Annotated in this window: 14 protein-coding genes; 8 read left to right on the top strand and 6 right to left on the bottom strand. The window is 58.1% G+C overall.

The annotated features are described in order from the left end of the window. Positions 1-319 precede the first annotated feature (319 nt). Positions 320-1,354 (bottom strand): nucleotidyl transferase AbiEii/AbiGii toxin family protein, encoded by a 1,035-nt coding sequence (locus G9U53_RS26250; RefSeq protein ID WP_347570833.1) that lies wholly within the window; start codon positions 1,352-1,354, stop codon positions 320-322. Next, positions 1,351-2,160 carry a type IV toxin-antitoxin system AbiEi family antitoxin domain-containing protein gene (locus G9U53_RS26245; protein ID WP_165639548.1) on the bottom strand — a complete coding sequence of 270 codons (810 nt, stop codon included), beginning with the start codon at positions 2,158-2,160 and terminating at the stop codon, positions 1,351-1,353. Before G9U53_RS26245 ends, G9U53_RS26250 begins: the two co-directional genes overlap by 4 nt. Before the next feature lie 741 nt (positions 2,161-2,901). Between G9U53_RS26245 and G9U53_RS26240 the strand changes: the two genes are divergently transcribed. Further along, positions 2,902-3,741: a nucleotidyltransferase domain-containing protein gene (locus G9U53_RS26240; protein WP_165639547.1), complete on the top strand. Its 840-nt coding sequence runs from the start codon at positions 2,902-2,904 to the stop codon at positions 3,739-3,741. Next, positions 3,738-4,361: a metallophosphoesterase gene (locus tag G9U53_RS26235; protein ID WP_165639546.1), complete on the top strand. Its 624-nt coding sequence runs from the start codon at positions 3,738-3,740 to the stop codon at positions 4,359-4,361. The genes G9U53_RS26240 and G9U53_RS26235 overlap by 4 nt, the downstream gene beginning before the upstream one ends. 13 nt (positions 4,362-4,374) lie before the next feature. Here the strand turns inward: G9U53_RS26235 and G9U53_RS26230 are convergent, their stop codons facing one another. Further along, positions 4,375-6,009 (bottom strand): tetratricopeptide repeat protein, encoded by a 1,635-nt coding sequence (locus G9U53_RS26230; RefSeq protein ID WP_165639545.1) that lies wholly within the window; start codon positions 6,007-6,009, stop codon positions 4,375-4,377. Positions 6,010-6,145: 136 nt separating this feature from the next. Between G9U53_RS26230 and G9U53_RS26225 the strand changes: the two genes are divergently transcribed. Continuing rightward, positions 6,146-6,967 (top strand): hypothetical protein, encoded by an 822-nt coding sequence (locus G9U53_RS26225; RefSeq protein WP_165639544.1) that lies wholly within the window; start codon positions 6,146-6,148, stop codon positions 6,965-6,967. Positions 6,968-7,274: 307 nt separating this feature from the next. Here the strand turns inward: G9U53_RS26225 and G9U53_RS26220 are convergent, their stop codons facing one another. Continuing rightward, on the bottom strand, positions 7,275-7,658 hold the full coding sequence (locus tag G9U53_RS26220) for a hypothetical protein (protein WP_207624600.1): 384 nt from the start codon (positions 7,656-7,658) through the stop codon (positions 7,275-7,277). 57 nt (positions 7,659-7,715) lie between these two features. On the opposite strand from G9U53_RS26220, the gene G9U53_RS26215 reads away from it, so the two are divergent. Beyond that, complete coding sequence (locus tag G9U53_RS26215) at positions 7,716-8,489, top strand: hypothetical protein (protein WP_165639542.1); 774 nt, start codon at positions 7,716-7,718, stop codon at positions 8,487-8,489. A gap of 274 nt (positions 8,490-8,763) precedes the next feature. Here the strand turns inward: G9U53_RS26215 and G9U53_RS26210 are convergent, their stop codons facing one another. Further along, the gene (locus tag G9U53_RS26210) at positions 8,764-8,934 is read right to left on the bottom strand and encodes a hypothetical protein (RefSeq protein WP_165639541.1); all 171 of its coding nucleotides are present in this window, start codon (positions 8,932-8,934) and stop codon (positions 8,764-8,766) included. A 145-nt stretch (positions 8,935-9,079) separates the two neighbouring features. Beyond that, positions 9,080-9,454 (bottom strand): hypothetical protein, encoded by a 375-nt coding sequence (locus G9U53_RS26205; protein WP_165639540.1) that lies wholly within the window; start codon positions 9,452-9,454, stop codon positions 9,080-9,082. A 164-nt stretch (positions 9,455-9,618) separates the two neighbouring features. Here G9U53_RS26205 and G9U53_RS26200 point away from each other — a divergent pair, with 164 nt between their 5' ends. The 4 genes from G9U53_RS26200 (at position 9,619) to G9U53_RS26185 (ending at position 17,704) form a co-directional block, all read left to right on the top strand. Then, entirely contained in the window at positions 9,619-10,473 is an 855-nt protein-coding gene (locus G9U53_RS26200; protein ID WP_165639539.1) for a CPBP family intramembrane glutamic endopeptidase, read from the top strand. Positions 10,474-11,190: 717 nt separating this feature from the next. Further along, positions 11,191-11,823 (top strand): hypothetical protein, encoded by a 633-nt coding sequence (locus G9U53_RS26195; RefSeq protein WP_165639538.1) that lies wholly within the window; start codon positions 11,191-11,193, stop codon positions 11,821-11,823. A gap of 635 nt (positions 11,824-12,458) precedes the next feature. Next, entirely contained in the window at positions 12,459-14,672 is a 2,214-nt protein-coding gene (locus G9U53_RS26190) for a P-loop NTPase fold protein (RefSeq protein WP_165639537.1), read from the top strand. Between the two features lie 194 nt (positions 14,673-14,866). Then, on the top strand, positions 14,867-17,704 hold the full coding sequence (locus G9U53_RS26185; RefSeq protein WP_165639536.1) for a hypothetical protein: 2,838 nt from the start codon (positions 14,867-14,869) through the stop codon (positions 17,702-17,704). The last annotated feature ends 50 nt before the right edge of the window (positions 17,705-17,754 follow it).

Genomic DNA, 17,754 nt, shown 5'->3' with positions numbered 1-17,754 from the left:
CCGTCTCGATGGATTGGGTGGATAATCGTGCGGGAGGACAACCACCGACGGATGCCAGCATCGAGACTTGATTGAGCACCACCGTGCACTTGCACCAGGACAGCGCTCATCAACTCTTTGCGTAACCGGTCCAAGAAGGTTCGTAAGCACACCAAGTTACGTTGCGAGAGAACACATCCGGGGAACTCGGTCTGCGAGTCGACGGATCGTCAGACGATCTGCCAGACAAACACGATGCTCTTGCGTCACGATTGTCGGAGTTCGCGGCACCCTAAGAATTTCCCAGCCGCGCCCCGATGCTTGAACCGACGACACTAGGTCAGCGATCGACGAAATTAAGCAAACCACGATGTTCACGCACACGCTCGATCACATCATCGAATGAGGGCGGATCCTCACCGTAGAAGAGGTCTTCCATCGCCTTCTCGTGTTCGCGGCGCAACACCGACGTATGTATCCAATCGCCCGAGAAGATCACCGATTCCGCGAAGCCTCCCACCGGAGGCCTTTGGTCGCTGTTGTTCGGGAAGTCCTGAGACACCTCAATACAAGACTCGACAATCTCGGTAGTCTGCTGCACATCAGCCAGAAGTTCGCGAACCTCGGCGTTGCCGAGGAGCGCCCACACGTCGTAGAACTGGCGTCCTATCCTGGTGAAACCGTCTGTCGTGTCTATGTCGTCGGCTACCCGCACAGAGAAATTGTTCATCCGCAGAAGCTTCTCGATCAACGTCCGGCCCGGATGTAGCATCCGCACAGAGAAACTGACCAGATCGACGTACTGATCGACCGCAACATCCGCATCCGCCAACTCCCGCGCAAGCAGACTTGTCACAGGTCTCTCCGAGCTCGGCATGGGACCACCCGACTGCCCGAGTTCGAGCATCAAACGTCTGGGATCTGCGATCCCCGATGTTTCGATGGCCGACGGAAGCGGGAGTTCGATATAGACCGTGCGCCAAAAGGTGGAACCACGACCGTCTTTCGCATTGTTCCCACCCGATCCGGGCTCCGGCTTTACCTGCACCGCACCCGGGATCGCATCGGCAGCAGCCCGACACATCTCTTTCAACGCGCGCTCTGTCGCGCGCTTGGTGTCGTACTGCCTCGTCACCAATAGGTCCAGATCCTCAGAGAACCGCTGCACCAAGCGCATCTTCTCCAAGCTGGTTCCGCCCTTGAACACGAGATCGCCCGGAGCTTGATTGATGACAGCACGAAGCGCCTCGCACACCCAATAGTCCTTGGCGACAGCCAACTCCGAAATATTCAACCGTTTGGCAGCAGCCGCGATGGTCTGCGAAAAAACTGCTTCGCTCTCCTCACGCCACAACAGCCCACCGGAAGTACTCACACACGCACCCTGAAACCTTCGAGAGCCTTCTTGGTCACCCGAGGATCTGCGATCGGGATCGTCGCGCTCAACGACTCCTGACCACAATCGGTCAGCATCGCGCTCAAACGGGCACGCACCGCAGCCGGTTCCGTCGATGCTGCGGCCGCCAGCTTCGCCGGACGCACAAGATCGGACGTGAGCACCTCATCCAACCGTCGCCGGGATGATGACGCGTCGAGCTCGCTGACCGAGAGGTCCCTCAACACCTCTAGGAAAGCCACCTCAAGACCCGTCAAATTCGCCGCGGCGCGACCGGAAGAGCTGTTTCTACCGGAAAATTTCACCCGAAAATCACCCACCGGGACGCGGCAGGGCACAGCGATCTGCTGGAACCTCGGGACCTGGGTCGACAACCGCAAGGCACTCGCCGCAGACAGGCCTGCCGGCCCAACCCCCCGCTGAGTCCCGAGGAGCTCCGAAACCAATGCAGCCTCCGGTGGGGGGCTCATACCCAACGGCGTTTTCACTCCGCGCCAATACAGACCCCGCCGCACCCGCTCGAGTTCTCCCTCACGGACAAGCTCGGAGAGCACATTGCTGATCGTCTTCGGCACTCCGGAAAGGTCGTTAGGACGCCAGAAACGCTCAGAGGATGCAAGGATTTTCTCACGCACGGTCCCCGATTTCACCGGACGATTCACGCCCCGCGCTTTCATAATCCGCACCATGACCGACCCCTCCATCTGAAACATACATGATAGATGAATTGACCAGGTCAAAGCAAACAAGTTGATACGAAAAACACCCGCGGCGCTGCGCGCCATCGAGGATCGACGCACCTACGGAGCGCCTCAGATGCGATCTGGACATGGGGGGAGCCGACTGTCGAAAATCCGATCGACTCCATGATCAACCCGGCGGAACCCAGTCCCTCCGGGTGGTGAATACAAGGGGCCGCGATCGCCGACGACTGCCGCACAGACAAACCATGATCCTGGCTCGTTCTAGGTGGGCACTCGCTTCGCTGTCGTCGACGCAACAACGACAACCACATCGTCAGGAGAATTCAGCCGGCCAGAAGCACAAACTGCATACGGTCTCCTGTGCGCGCTTCATATTTGGCCGAACTCGTGTGTCGTCGATCGCCTCCACCCCCAGATCGTTGTTCTTCAAACGACTGTTCTGATTAACCTTCACCGCCCAAACTGACCACGCTGACTTACTCAACTCCGCCGCCGCATCCCGAACGATGTCGGCGAAATCGCTTTCAATGAGCTCTGTCAACGACGGTCAACGATCATGTTTGACCTCAAGCCCCGGCAGCGTACGAATAGCTGGCATCAGTACCGAGCGCGACATCGGGTCCGGTCTCGGGGGCGTCACTGCAGCGCGGTTAGACGGTACATGTGGGCATCACACGCTGAGGATGTGCTGGCGGTCCTCCACCCCGGGCAGCCGTGCATAATTGAAGGGCGCTACGGAGAGTTTTCGCTCGGGTGCAAGCACGGGCAACGCGGACCCGGACGCCATCGTCCATTGCTGATCAGTATGGAAGGACGATGGGTGTGGCAAATACCGATCCATTCGAGCTAGATTCGCAAGAACCTGAATCGCCGGTCGATCTTGAGGCCGTCCACAAAAAGCTCGCGGAACTTCTGATCGACGACGCGCTCATTGAGCAGGTCTGCAAGCGAGTTCGAGGAAACGCGATAGGTGTACTTCTTTATGGCAGTTGGGCGCGGGGCGATGCATCAGCCACTTCTGACTTAGACCTTCTCGTTGTGTCACAGCTCCGCGCCGACTCCGGTATGGAAGGCAAGTTGAGCCTGAGCGCCTACACCCCCAACCAACTGGCCGATGCCCGAGCTACCCTCTTCGGGATGCATCTGGCGCGGGACGGGATTGCCTTGCATGACACCGCGGGCCGAATGGCCGAAATCTTGAGCACGTTCACCCCGCCTGACTCACAGAAGCTACTCCAACGGATTCGCGAGTTCTCAATCGTTCTCGATCTGCCACGTGAGGAGCAATCTATCTATCTGCCGGGTCTGTGCCAGGTCGCTCGGTATCTACTACGCACGGCAATCTACGCCCTGGCTCTACGCGATGAGCGACCATGCTTCTCCGTCGAGGAATTGGCAGTGCGGTTCAATCAGCCAGAATTGACTATCTTGCTGTCATCGCATCCAGAGCAGTATCCCGCTCCTAGTCTCGGTGTCCTTGACGATTTGCGCCAACGCCTGACTGAGGTAGTAGGCACACCCGGCAACAACCCGTTCGGATCTCTACACGCGCTCATCGTTGGCTCATCGACAAGCAATCCTGACCTTGAGAAGCTCGCTACCTTAGCTCTCGGCGTGGACGAATCCCTGCCTTACGCTGAGCTTCCGAAAGTCATTCTGTGAACGAGATCGGGTTCATCGGTGATATTCACGGTTGCGTTGAGGAACTGGACGAACTCGTAACAGCGGCACGCTCTCGCACCTCCCACCTTGTCTTCCTTGGCGACTACGTGAACCGTGGACCGCGCTCTCGTGAGGTAATTGACTTCCTGATCCGACTGCAGCAGACCAAGGGACTCTCTACGTCATTCGTTGTGGGGAATCACGATCAAGCGTTCCTTGACTCGCTTGAGGGAGACGGTTTTGACAGCTTCTTGCGGATGGGGGGAGCAGCCACGGTTGTGTCCTACGTCGGTGCGCCGCGAGCCGACGTGCTGTCCCAGCTTCGGGAAAGTGTTCCCGTCCCTCACGTTGACTTTCTGAAGTCGCTCGCAAATCAGGTTGTGGTAGACGGTGTTACTGCAACGCATAAACACCGGGCCCATGAGCTCGACACGTCAGAGGACACCGAACAATTCCTAATCTATGGTCACTCTCCTCAGCGTCGTCTTCTCCCCCGGATCGAACGCGATCGAGCCTTCATCGACACCGGTTGCGGAACGCTGCCAGACGGCCGCCTGACCTGCCTATTCTGGCCGAGCCTCAACTGGACTCAGTCGAAGCCTTGGAATCCGATTCGCTGACGAGAGTTGACTATCAGGCTCCCGCTACGCTGAGCTTCAGGGAGATTTGCTCGATGTCCCGATCCAGCAAGACACTCTGAGCCTTCCCAGCATGTACCTTCGCTTCCCGCAGCAGCCCCCTCGCGCGTGAGGTCTCTCCTTTCGCGAATGCCACCTCAGCGAGCAGCCACGTCGCTGTACCCAGACCGGCAGCGTTGTTCGACTTCTCGCTCTTCTCCTGCGACACGAGCGCATGTTTCTCAGCATCAGTCAGAGAGCCCTCGACTACCAGAAGTCGCGCAAACAGTGCGTGCGCAATGCTGACCCCATCGGAGTTCTGGATTCGTTCATTAATCCCAAGTGCCTTCTCGATGTACGCGCGCACCCCATCGGAGATATCTTGCCGCAGCACCGACTCCGCGAGACCCGACAATGCGTTGGCCATCAGGTGATCATCGTAATCACCTCCCAGAAGGCCGACCGATTCGGCGAACCTCGATTCCGCAGCGGCATAGTTGCCAAGGTTCATTTGGCTCCGCCCCAGGTTAATCGCAGACTGCGCCAGTTCTTTCGGGGACCCGAAATTCTCACGCAAAGTGTGTGCCTCTTCGAAAAACTGAACGGCTGCATCAGGTTCCGCGATCTTCAACAAGGTCAATCCGTAGTTGTCAAGCGCGTAGCACAGTTTCTGATTGATGGGTTCTGCGCTTGCCCGTGCAGTTTCGACGGCCTCGTGCAACAGGTCCCTGGACTGGGTCAACTCTCCACGCTTACGATGAATCACACCCATATTGGCTAGAGAGTTTGTTCTATAAGCGACCGCTTCGGCGTCGTCTCTGGCCAGTAGGGCGGGGTCTTTGAGTAGCTGATTGTTAAGTATGAGAGCCTGTTCGAGCCGCCCTGTTCGCCTCATGAACTGGGCGTACTCGGTCAATGCCTCGGGATCCCCGTCCTTTATTGCATGAGAGAAGGCCGCTTCGGCCTGCATCAGGTGCCCAGCCGCCACCTTCTTCTTCGCCGTCTCAAGCAATTGCATCGGTGTTGAGTCCGATAGCTCATGCATCGGTATCGAGTCCGATGGTTCGACTGGAATCATCTGCTCCTGCAACGTGATCGTCTGTGGAACGCGAGCTCCAAGGGGTTGAGCCGACCATGCAACGAGATTTCGCGTGATGACGCCCGACAGACTGTCGTCCGAATCGAACGTGTCAAACAACAAGCCCTTCGATTGCTCCAAGCGGTCACGAAAATCCATCACCTTGCAGAGTTGCGGGCCTGGGTCACGGAGACGGCCGGCATCAACCGTCTTGAACAGAACGAGGAGATCACGCATGCAAGCATCAGCTGATCCCAGAAGCTCCAAGCAACGATGGAACTCTTCCTCCGTACCCGACGAGTAGGGCCCGTCGAGGCTTGGAGGAGAGCCCCAGTGATCTCCCAACATCAAGATCATGAAGTCGCAGTCGTCGATGTACGGATTAATTCTCGCTTGCGGCCTTCCGACGCCCGCAGGGAACTGTTCCCAACCTCGGACGAGAAAGTGAACCCGGGCTGGGTTGGCTCGTTCCTCATTGAAGGCGGAGACGGTCTTTCGACAAATGTCCCGTTCGTGCGCGAGGTTCCCCGGCGACGCCAAGAAGATCGGACGACCTGAAAGCTCAATCGGCATAGAGGGACCCTAGCTGTGACACTGTCGCCTGCATGAGGTCCGGGTGGTCGTCGACGTACCGGACACCGGTGCCGCCAAGACGCCCAGCTTCTTTCATCTCTTCGTGCTAAGTCGTGCCACCCCATAGGTTGGGCAGATGCAAAAATTTGCGAAGCACTTGGGCACGGTGGCTGCCCTCGTCACCACTGGCTTTGTGGGTGGAATATTCGGCAGCATCACCGCTCGAGGTGGCTGGAATACGGAGGTAGTTGGACCGCTCTCCGCATGGGTGGCAGCATCCGCCACCCTCATCGCTGTGGTGGTTGCCCTCACCTCGTCTCGGAAGTCAATCAGGATTGCTCAGCGGTCCGCCCTGACCGCGGAGAGATCGGTGGAAACTGCCGAGACACGTGCAATCCGCGAACGCGAGTTTAACCATCGTCGAGATAACACGAAGGCCATCGCGGACATGTGGGCACAGATTGGATCCATCCGACCGGCCCTAGAGCGCTCCAGACAGGCCGCGCGACGTGGCGACCAAGCCGAGCTTCGGACCTCAGATTCACTCCTGCGAGACCGGATCGCCTCGGCTTCCGGTGCGGTCTTCTACGCAAAGACTGTGACTTTAGAGGCCGAAGTTCGTTCGGCAATTGAAGACATGTCCAAGCAGTTCGACGACTTCGAAACGTCCTGGAGCGATGGCCCCGGTTGCGGGCCTGACGATGCCTACGAACTGACGAAATGGTTCGACAAAGTCATTGCGGAGTACGAGAAGGCGGAGGCGTACCGCGGGGAATCGAGTGATTTGCTCCGCCGGCGATTGCCGCTGATCGATAGTGCAGAAGCTGAGATCGCGCACATGTTGCAGCAGCAATCTCCAGCCGCCCAAGCCAGACTGAAAAACCTATTGGACACGATACTTACGGGACACGACCTCACTGTGACATGGGGGCAGTCACTGGGTCCGAAAGCGCCCTGACTGAATCGCACAGCAACCCACGCTCCGTGAGCGAGGTGCGTGACAACGACAAGCACTGTTCGATTCAGTGTTCCCTGTGATACAGACTCGCTTTCGTCCTCAATCAGCGTTCGGACCTGCCGCATGATCCTGATGCAGATGCGTTATCCAGGTAGACCCTGGATATACGCATCGATGCACTGCTGCAGTACGACGAATGAGAGCGGTACGACGTCATCAAGGTCGAGTTGCTCATCGTCGTATTCGTCGAAGCTTCCGATGTCCGCCTCGACCTGCATCCAAAAGCGATGGATGGATTTAAGGATCTTCAGCGCATCGAGAAAAAATCAGCATCGATGTCCCGATCAATATCCACGATGAAGCGCGCGAGATCGTGGGTAAGAGCGTGTCGGTGCTCGTAGATCTCGTCGAGCGTGCGCCCCTGCTCTTCAGTGATGGCGTTGTTGGAGACCAACCACGCGACTGAGCCCTCAAACGCGTTCGCCTTGCGCCCCGGCTTGGTGACCCGGTTCCGAACTTCTACTTCGTAGGATTTGTCGTAAATTGGGCGACCGTCGTCGTCCCATCCCCGGCTGTAGAACTGACGAACGTTCTCCAAGATCACCTGCTTGAGCATCTCGTGAGTGAGCTGGAAGAGTCCAGCAAAAGCGAAGGTCGAGCGTAGCGATTCGGGTGTGAGGCGGTCCTTCAACTTCTGAAGCTTTAGGTCATTCTCATCGATTGGGGACATTGGAAGGCGCACCCATCCATGATCTCATTGCATTTTGCAGCGAGGTTATCCGACTTAAGCACACTCAGGCTTCGCTACCGCCCACCGAACTGCAAAAAACGACGCTACTTCGCGGGCACCGTTGTCGAGGCCACCTTCGTGCACACTGACTCAGTGGAAACTTCTCAGGACGCCGACCAAGATGACAACAAATCGTGGCCTGGTCCCCATTCCGACCTGCTGAACGATGACCCGGACTGGTGGCTCGTTGCGTGCATGGACTGGCCGCGAGATCGATGGATCGGCTACGTCACGGGGTATCGCAAAGCGGCTGCACTCATAGTCGACAACGTTGCCGCTACCGGGCGCGACCAGGACTACCTCGTTTATCCCTTTCTGATGTGCTGGCGCCACCACATCGAACTTCAGCTCAAGAGTCTGTATCTGCTCCTGCACCGTTGGCATCGCTCATCCGCCGAACCAATGCGAACCCACAAAATCATGACGCTCTGGCGCAAGGTTCGGCCGCTACTGAAGCAGATGGATTCCGCCGAAGATCCCGAGATCACTGATGTGGCGCGAATTCTGGCTCAACTCGAGGGATTCGACCCGTCGTCCGAGCATTTTCGCTACCCGGTATTGAACGATGGTTCGGATACGTTGGAAACACTGGGCCGTATCCATCTCCGCGGCTTTCACGAAACGATGGAGGACGTCGCTCATTATCTCGATGCCGTAGACACGGGCCTGCGGGTGATGATCGATGACCGCGACGATTGCGAGAACGATACGGCGCTGTGGAGCGGGGAATGACGGTGCTCCCCGCGAGACACCCAGCCATGAATGGCTGCGCTGCACACTACGTGCAGGCCAATCGGGGTTCGCTTGCAACGCGTCAACCGACTTCAAATCCAAGTTCACGATCGAGAATACGGTTGCTGTAGCGACAGCCTCGTTTCGATCCGAGTCTTCGTCAGTTTTTGGTGGCGATGGCGACCGCAACGCACGCGGCGGCAATACTGAAATAACATGTCGGCGCTGAGGCCGAAACCGCCGAACGCTAGAAGCAAACGAGTTGGACTGCACTTCACAATCCCGCTGCAGGGTAGACGACGAGACCGTGCTCGGGGCGGCCAGTGTCCGGGTTATTGCCGCCGAGAAGGTAGATCCGCTTCCTGTCGTCCTCGGCGAACTCGGCGAACTCGGCGAACTCGGCGAACGCTGCTCGCGCCCATGCTTCCGGCTCCCACAGACCCACGTGCCGGCGTGATCCTGACTTACTGTCACTGCTCGCCACGGTCCCGGAAGCGGCGCGTCCCATTGTCGCGGCGGGGCGTCGAATCGGCGGGAGGTGATCACGGCGGTGACGTTTTCGGCCGCGAGCGCTTCAGCCACGACGATGCTCAAGGTCTCGTCGCCGGCGCCAGTGGCAAACGAGGGAAGGTCGAGATGGTGCGCTTCACGGATACGGGCAGCCAGAAGGGCTCGGTCAGCGAAACAGCCCCTCTCTTCACACTTTTCCCTGCATGCGGCGACGACGTCACAAATGTTTTCGCCCTTTCGACGAACTCGACGAATGGCTTGTCGCGCAACTGCCAGCCGCTTTCGAATGGATCCGATCGGGACCCGCCGTCCGCTTCGACCAAGAATTTCGCATAGCAGTCCAACACGCGCAGCAAGAAGGCGCGTTCACGGAATACCTCAACGCCGAAGCTCAAAAAGAGATGTCCGACAACATGGACTTCTTCTAAACGCGAACGCTTCAGGACAACATCCACAGACCGGGCCCAGTTCGGGCATGCGGGTACCGTTCTCACCGCCGCAAACACTGGAGAAACGGAAGGGAAAAAGAACTGCAATGGTCGTACCGAGGTCGAAGGCAAGGCAGACGAACCCCACAGCACGCTCAATTCTTGTCTGGCTATCTCTCGGGATCGGAGCCGTGATTCTCCTGTCCGGTTGGGCCTCAATCACGGCGCCCGGAGTCGGGCGCTACCTCGCCTCGGCCCGTTCGACCGGAACATCCGCTGGCGCTGAAACCGAGGTCGCCAATGGCTCTTCTTTTGGTTTCGTCCTGCTCGCATCACTGTCCGTGGCTGCGATTGCCCTCGTCTTTTACCTGCGACGCCGAATCTCACCCGAACACACCTTGTCAGCGCAGTCAGGGCTGCGCAGAGCCGCCATCAGTGCCGGCATCAGCCTCGCCGCGGTCAGCATTTCCCGACAAATCTCCGGAGGCATTAACAGCGATTTCCTCGGCGCCCCTGGGCCGACCGAACTTGCAACAGCCTCCGACTGGTACAGCGCCGGCTTCACATTGATAGCCGGCGCCGCTGAGGAGCCGTTTTATGCGGCCCTACCTATCTTGCTCGTCACATTCGTTTGCCTGCGCACCCGCTATCGGATCAAGCCGTGGCTCGTCGCCGCCGTGATCGTGGTTTCTGGGATATGCCGCGCCCTGCTGCACATCTACCAGGGCGTTCCTTGGGCACTCGACGCCGTCTTCTGGGGGAGCGTGGCCGTGTACACCTACTACCGCTACCGATCCCTCATCGGCCTCATCATCGGCCACACCCTGCACAACGCGACGCTACTGGGAATTTCGCTCGATCTACCCGTACTCAAGTGGGTCGCCATCATCATGACTGTTATGGCCGCGGCATCATTATTCTTTCTCGGCCCCACGACCCGCTGCTATGTCGCAGACAAGAAAAAACACCCCGAACCACGTCAGTGCACAGCCGAATCGACCAATGATATGCCCCCCTTCGAGCAAGAAACGCTCGCCACACGCTGACTCCACCATCGCCTCAATCGAAAAGAAGAGGCTAGGTGTTGTCCACACTGCTCATCGACTGCAGAAGCGGTTATTCGCATCGCGCCCGTATGACAGCGCTCATTTTTCGTTCCCTCAGTTCGATCGCTATGCGCTTTCGTCGTTTTCACGTGCCGTCGACACGCGGCCGATTCCCGAACCACCCATGTGTCGCCCACGCGAGTAGCAGGCAGCTTGGCCGACTTGAAGGATTTCAGGATGCTCTGACGGCTCACACCCAACTCTTCCGCCGCCTGCTGACGGATAAGAGCGCCGGTACCGGCGATTCGCGTTCCCCGTGGCAGCGCGGCTCGAACGAGAACGTCAACGGGCTGTCGTGACTACTTTCCGAAGGGACGGACCTCACCATCCATTCGCCGGAGCATCTGCTGGCCGTCGAGAACGAACTCAACAGCCATCCCAGGATCGGACCTCCAAGACCGTTGTCCGACAGAGCTGTTCACGGCTCTCCTAGTGTCACAAAATCCATCGGCGTTGCGACGTCGACTACCAAGATGCCGGAAAGCGGTCAAAATTTCAGATGCCGTTGACCGCGGAAGTCGTTCCGGGAGATCCAACGGATAGTCGCGACGATCCATCGACAGTTCGACTTCACCGCGCACTCACGACCCGACGGCGGACGAACCTACTCACCAGATAATCTTTGCGAGACTCTCACCCACATGAAGGAAACCACCCGTGACCACAGCTCAGCCGGACCCATTCTCCCTAGTCAACGTTGAATTGAACCTGGGCGACTCGACCTATCTGAGCCTCGCTGCGATTTTGTACGGCGCGGACACCCAGCAATGGTGGAAAGACCTGGGCGATCTCCTCTACGGGCGTCCCGGCTGGTACTGCGAGATCACAAACACCGATAACAGAATGCATATGATGTGGTCTTTCGGTGCGGTCGGGTCCTCGCTATTCAATATCTCTCTTGAAAACGAACCAGGCTATTCGTTGTTCGATTGGGATGCGGACACTACATTGCCGTTCACGACGATCAACCAGCTACGCGAATGGCTGGACATAAACGAAGACCGGCATTCCGATCATCTTCGCAAACTTCGTCCGCTCGCAGAGTCTTTTGACTGGGCAATCTTGAAGAACGTCGGCTTTGACCTCGATGTGACAGTCGATGGCGATGCGTGGATCGCGACCGTTCGTAAGCTCCCCATCACAATGAGCACCGCGAAGTCGCTCTCAGAGACGGTCTCTCAAGCCCGCGAAGCAATTGCCACCGCTTTCGACGCTCCTGCGAAGGTGGCACAAGACATCCTCGTGCGGGTTCATCTCGATCACGCAGCGGCCTCGGCGCTGGGCAGCTAGCCACAGACGCCCAACTGGACGGACACGCTAAGTAGCGACCCATGCATAGCACCCGAATTGGATGGTTGTCGACGGCAGGTGAAACTGGTCAGGTATGGGACTCCCCGTTGACTGCTCAATGGATTGCGGCGGCGGGTCGTCAATCGAACGCCGTATCTTCGATTGACGGTGAGGGCAAGAAGCGACCGACGAAACGGGCTCAGGAATTGCGCTTCGTCGACGCATAGTTTTAGACGTTCGTCGACCACAGATATCGATCCCGCCGCCATCGAGGCCTATTCGTAAATCCGTGAGATCTTGGCCTGCGCTGTGGACCGCGTTGCTCGTGCCTTTGTGTCGCAGAGGGAAGGCGTGCTAGCCCACAAGCCTGAGTACGGGAAGATGCTCCTGTGTGGAAACAAAGTTTTGCTTTCGCTTTTGCCGGCGCGCTAGTGGCCGTTACGTGCCTAGGAATAGGTCGGGTGGTCGGCGCACTTTCGTTGTCCGGCTCCCGATTTACAGGGCTTCTTGCGAGCACGAGGGATCTGCTGTCTAACCAGTGGGTGTATACGGCGATAGGCGGGGCAGTTGCGGGACTCTTGATGTGGTTGATAGTCCGCACTGTCAGATGGTTTGTCGCTTGCCTCAATGCCCCTATGAACCTGACTCAGGAAGGCGCAGTCGGCGACGACGGTTCGGAGCCGGGTCCGGCTGATGGAACGCTCTATCGCGATGCTTCAATCACGTCGTTTGACGACGACACAATAGGCCGTGAAACGTTCGCTCGCAGAGTGGCCGCTCGAATCGAATCAGCCCAGTCCGGTCCCAGCGTTGTCTTCGGATTGGCCGGTCCTTGGGGTAGCGGCAAGACTTCCGTGCTCACCATGATCAAGCTAGCTATGGACAAGTCCGACACATGGACGGTTGTCGAATTCACTCCCTGGTCGGCAAACGACCCACACGATCTCATCGGTGAGTTCTACCAAGCCATTGCTGACGCCATGCCGGTCGATAGCCCAGCGGGTAGAAAGGCTCGCAACCTACTGATGTCAGCAATTCCGACGACGACTCAACTGGGCAAAGTTGCGTTGGAAGGGTTAATTGATTCCAAGTTGGGCGACGGCACGTGGAGCAAGATGGCAGGCACTCTCTCCGATGACGTCGCCAGCCGTCTCGAGGACTTTGCAGCGCCTGCGCCTAATCCATTCCGCAAACAGTTCGATCAAATTTCTGAAGCCGTCAAGAAAACCGGCCGACAGGTGCTGGTTATCGTCGATGATCTCGATCGACTGCATGTTGACGAATTGTTGACCGTATTGAAGTCGGTACGGCTGCTCGGCCGGTTTCCGGGAGTGCACTATCTACTGTCGTACGACCGGAAAACGGTACTGGATCTACTGAGCGCGGCCGATATGGCGAGAGAAGGCACCGGACGTGCTGAGGCCTATCTGGAGAAAATGGTGCAGTACCCATTCGCACTACCGCCGCTTCAATCTGTGCACGCACGCCGGGAAATTCGGGAGCAGATAAGTCGGATTGCGGCGGCAAACAGTAGTTCTTTGACTCGCGTGCACCCGATCCATGGCCGCACAACGGATCTCGTCGACGAATTGACCAGCCTCTTACCCGTTGACAACATGACACTGCGGGCCATCTATCGGTGGACCGGGCAGGTCGACACCGTTCTCACACTGTTCGGGCAGCGCGATCTCGACCTCGTCGACACAGCACTCGTGACCTACCTCCGCTTACATCACGCGAGCGTTTACGATCGGCTCACCTCATGGCGATCCGAACTAGTAGGGACCCCTCCCCGAATGATCGACATGCGATCGAAGCACGCGAGTGTTGAAGACTGGTTAGCCCGCTTGACCACAGAGCCGAATGCACTTCCCGAAGCCGACGCGGCCGATGTGTACAAAATCCTGTACTACCTCTTTCCCCGGCTCCCGCAGCCGACGGCTTCGCGCACCCGTTCGGATGACGATGCTCCACGAGTGCACCTCGGCGAATACTTCGACCGTTACTTCGCCTTTGGGCTCCCCGAAGGCGACATCAGCGATCTCGCTGTTTCCGCCGGAATTGAAACGCTCCTCGATACCGGTGAGTTGCCGACCGGAGAGCCACTCGATGTGTCCCTTCGCGCCGGGGGTGACATTGCCAATGTCACCCTGAAGAAACTCCGTCGCGAGCTGACACGGATTTCGACCTCGGAACTGCCAACACAAGGTAACGAGCTGAAGGCTATCTGCCATCTCAAGCCGATATTACTGGGCGAGAATTCTCGATTCTCCTACCTTGGCGAGGGGCTACACATCACCGTATCCCTGCTGCAACGGGCGATGAAAAACGAAAACGGTGATGCACGAGAAACGGTCAACACGTTGCGCCAAGCTTTCGACCTCCCGAACGTTGCAACCGTTTTAAGTATGTTCCGGTCGGGAAACGCCAATTACTCCGGTGAAATAGAGGCGGCAATGCAGGACGTGCGGGACGAAATCCTGGACATCTGCATGCGAGACTTGACAGAGGACAACCCTCCGGCCGAGGGACAAATGCTGAGCTTCACGGATTACCTGTCGCCCAATATGTATCACGAGCTACGCAATCGGATCGATTCGTCCGATCTCACACAGCACGACGTAGCCGCGCGGATGGTGCGTCGAACCAGCATCGGCCTGACCGGTCTACGCGAATTTTTCATTCGCGAACCATTCGAGACGATTTTCCCGCGGGCTGAATGGGATCTGAACCAGTTCCCCCCAGCCTGTACCGCTGAGGATCTTCCTGAGGCCGACGACTATTCGCTCGAAGCCCGCCGTACTCGCGCGTCCTACGCGGTACGTCAGATAGTCGCCGAAGCGAGTTAGTCTGCATGTCGCCAAAAGGACAACTGCGCGGCAGGTTCCCACGGCCGCGTCGCTGCGGCAAGTCTATGGCGTCGGTGAATAGCCATCGTGGGTGAGACTATGAGTCCGGCGCTGGTGCAATGGCGACAATCGACATCACACACCTTTCTGCTCTTTCGTTGGCTCGACCTAATTCGCGGGTACGGTTTGTCACCATGCCATCTGGAGGTATTTCAGCCGCGTACGGATTCCACTACCAATACTTGGTAACCGCCGTCCACATTCTCCGACGCCTTCGTGAAGATCTGAGCCTGGTTGGACGAGCAACGTTGTCCATCGAGCCGGAGTCGGTGGGTGCCAATGGTGGCGCTGACGACATCGTTGACTTCTCGATCGAGATAGACGGCAAAGTTGCACAACGAGTTCAAGTCAAATCGTCACTCACTCCCGCGAAGTACCCGCTGCAACCGGCCGATGCCCGCGAGGTATTTGCCCGACTCTGTGCCGGCGAGGATCCAGGCCGGGCGATTCTGCTGACCAATCGACCACTTTCGCGGGACCTTCTTCGCCAGTGCGCCGAGGAAGTCGTCGACGTGTACGGTTCCGTATTCGGTTGGCAACCAACGGTGGCCGGTCGGCCTGAAGTGCAGGATCCCTCGGCGCCAAGCATTGTCGTTGATTCGCGGACGGTGAGGGAACTCGAGCAGGAATTGGCGATCTTGATCCGTGGGTTCCGCAGAGATCGCGCGCTAGGACAGGGAGAGACCTCGAGCCACCTGTTGGGCGCGATCGTCCGACATCGAATCTTTAACGCCGCAGCCGGCCTGCAGCCCCAACGAATATCCGCGCTCGACCTTGTCGAGATGCTCTCGATGCCTGATCCGCAAATAGCCCACATGGCTGGCGCTTTCGACTGGGGAATTCCGATCACCGGGGTGCCCAGCCTGGAAACGACTGTTCCCCGCCTACAGATACTTGATGAGCTGACTGACTTCCTGGGGGCCACCGCCGTCGGACGTGCACCACAGATCGGAGTTCTCGTTGGACATACCGGCACCGGAAAATCCGTGATCGCCGGAGACTACTGCCACATCAATTTCAATACCTACGAATTCACCTGCTGGATCGACTGTCGCGACGAAGACCTCGTTAAGGCACGCGTCCGTGAGATCACTGAGCAGCTGACGACGACAGATCTGAAGCCAGGCACGGAGGTAGCGCCGCTGTTCACCGGCGCGCTCGGACGGCACCGTGGACCGTGGCTGATCGTGTTCGACGGAGTGTCCAATCGGGCGGACATCGAGAAGTACCTTCCCACGATCGGCCATGGGTCGGTACTGGTTACGACGACTAACAGTCTCGGTTGGTGGTCGGCCGCACGCACCATCGAGGTCACCGCGTTTTCACCGGCAGAGGCGATTGCATGCTTTGCGGACTACGCCGGTATCGCGGTGGCTGATCTGCCGGCGGTAGCCGGTTCAGTAACGGAGATAGTCGACCGTCTCGGACGGATCCCGTTGGCCGTCAGCATGGCTGGTCTGTACTTCAGGAACGCCGAGGGTCAGCTTTCCGAATTACTCACCGACTATTTCGCTTCTCTTGACGCTCTTCAAGACGACCTGGCCATTCCGGCAGGCTATGGCCGGACCGCGTTCGCGGCCATCCGATACGCGGTGAACAACATCGGACGAGGAGCCAACTCGCCATACAAGCAGGCTGCAAAGGGAGTCCTCTACTACGGTTCGCTACTAGCGCCCGAGCTGATCCCGTTGAACCTGATCATCCCGGCGTCTGCGGCAACGACTCACGTCGATGTGGCCGACATGCCTCGCCCAGTCGAGATCGAGAAGACACTCGCGCGTGGTGTCGTGAGCGTCCTGAGAACGCAGACGATCGCTCATCGGGTCGCGAATCCGGACGATCTGGGTCGGTCCACACTTGCAAGCGATACGATCGTGATCCATCCGCTCGTCCACGAAATACTTCGCACTTCATATCTCGCATCGCTCCCAGCGGGTCAATTGCAGGTTGCGGCAACGACACTCATGAATTTTCTGGTTCCATGGCTTGGCAGTATGCGCGCGGAGGGAAAGATCTTCGCCCTTGAACAACTCCGTGTTCACGCCGAGGCACTTCTAGCGATCGTCGAGCACAACGAACCCCTCGCGTCGTATTCGTTGCAGCACGATCGCGTGTTCAAATTCGTCAAGTCCGGGCTACTGATGGAGCTCAGCGCCTGTTTCGCCAGTACTGCTCGATTTGATCGTTCGATCGTTCTCGCGTCAGCGTCCACTCAATTGCTCCTCAGTATGGAGGGTGAGAACGCCGCTCGAACGCTCGCAGTGAAACCCCTGACGGATATCGTGGTCGACCTCTCGCTGGGAGAGGCACCCGCTGCCATGGTTGCGGCTGTCGGCAGTCAACTCGTCTCGCTTCTTGCTACCGAGTCAAAGAGCACCCGTGCGCCGTCAAGAAAGCTTGCCTACGAAATGGCTGATCAGGCGCTCCAGATGGTCACGCGCACCAGCGTTTACCGCGACTTTCCATCGCTCCAACATATCGCTTCCTCACTCGAGAACATCGCAGCATGTAACCCTGAGCGGAGCACAAGCGTCTACGGGCTTCTCCAACGAGTAAATGCACTCGCGAAGCGGAAGAACTACGTCGAAGTGCTCGCGATGATTCCCCAACTGCGAGCCATCGACGAATCCATCTACGACCAGATCACGTTCGACGCGCTAGAAGTGACCGCCCAGCTGTATGTGGGTGAATACAGTGAAGCTCTCGCAGGCTTGGACCGGCTACTCGCCATGCAGCCGCCGGCAAACCATCTAGCTCTTCAGATACGTGCTGGACTGATCAAGATCGCGCAGGGCGTGCACGAAGTCGCAGGCGTGAGCGGGAGCCCCACCGCACTTCGTAACAGCTACCCACGCCGGCTGCAGAATCGGATCGAAGAGATCACCGAGCTACTTGATCTCACTGACCAGCAACGATCCGCACCGAGCCTCAGCGCGCAATCAGGTATGTCCCCGAACTCGTTGACACCTTGACCTGTCAACGAGAAGTCCCGGCGGTCCCGGGCCACTTATCTGCATGATCA

Source organism: Rhodococcus sp. D-46, from assembly GCF_011290655.1.
Taxonomy (GTDB): domain Bacteria; phylum Actinomycetota; class Actinomycetes; order Mycobacteriales; family Mycobacteriaceae; genus Rhodococcus_F; species Rhodococcus_F qingshengii.
The sequence above is the reverse complement of the archived record's forward strand: the minus strand, read 5'-3'. Positions and strand labels throughout refer to the sequence as shown.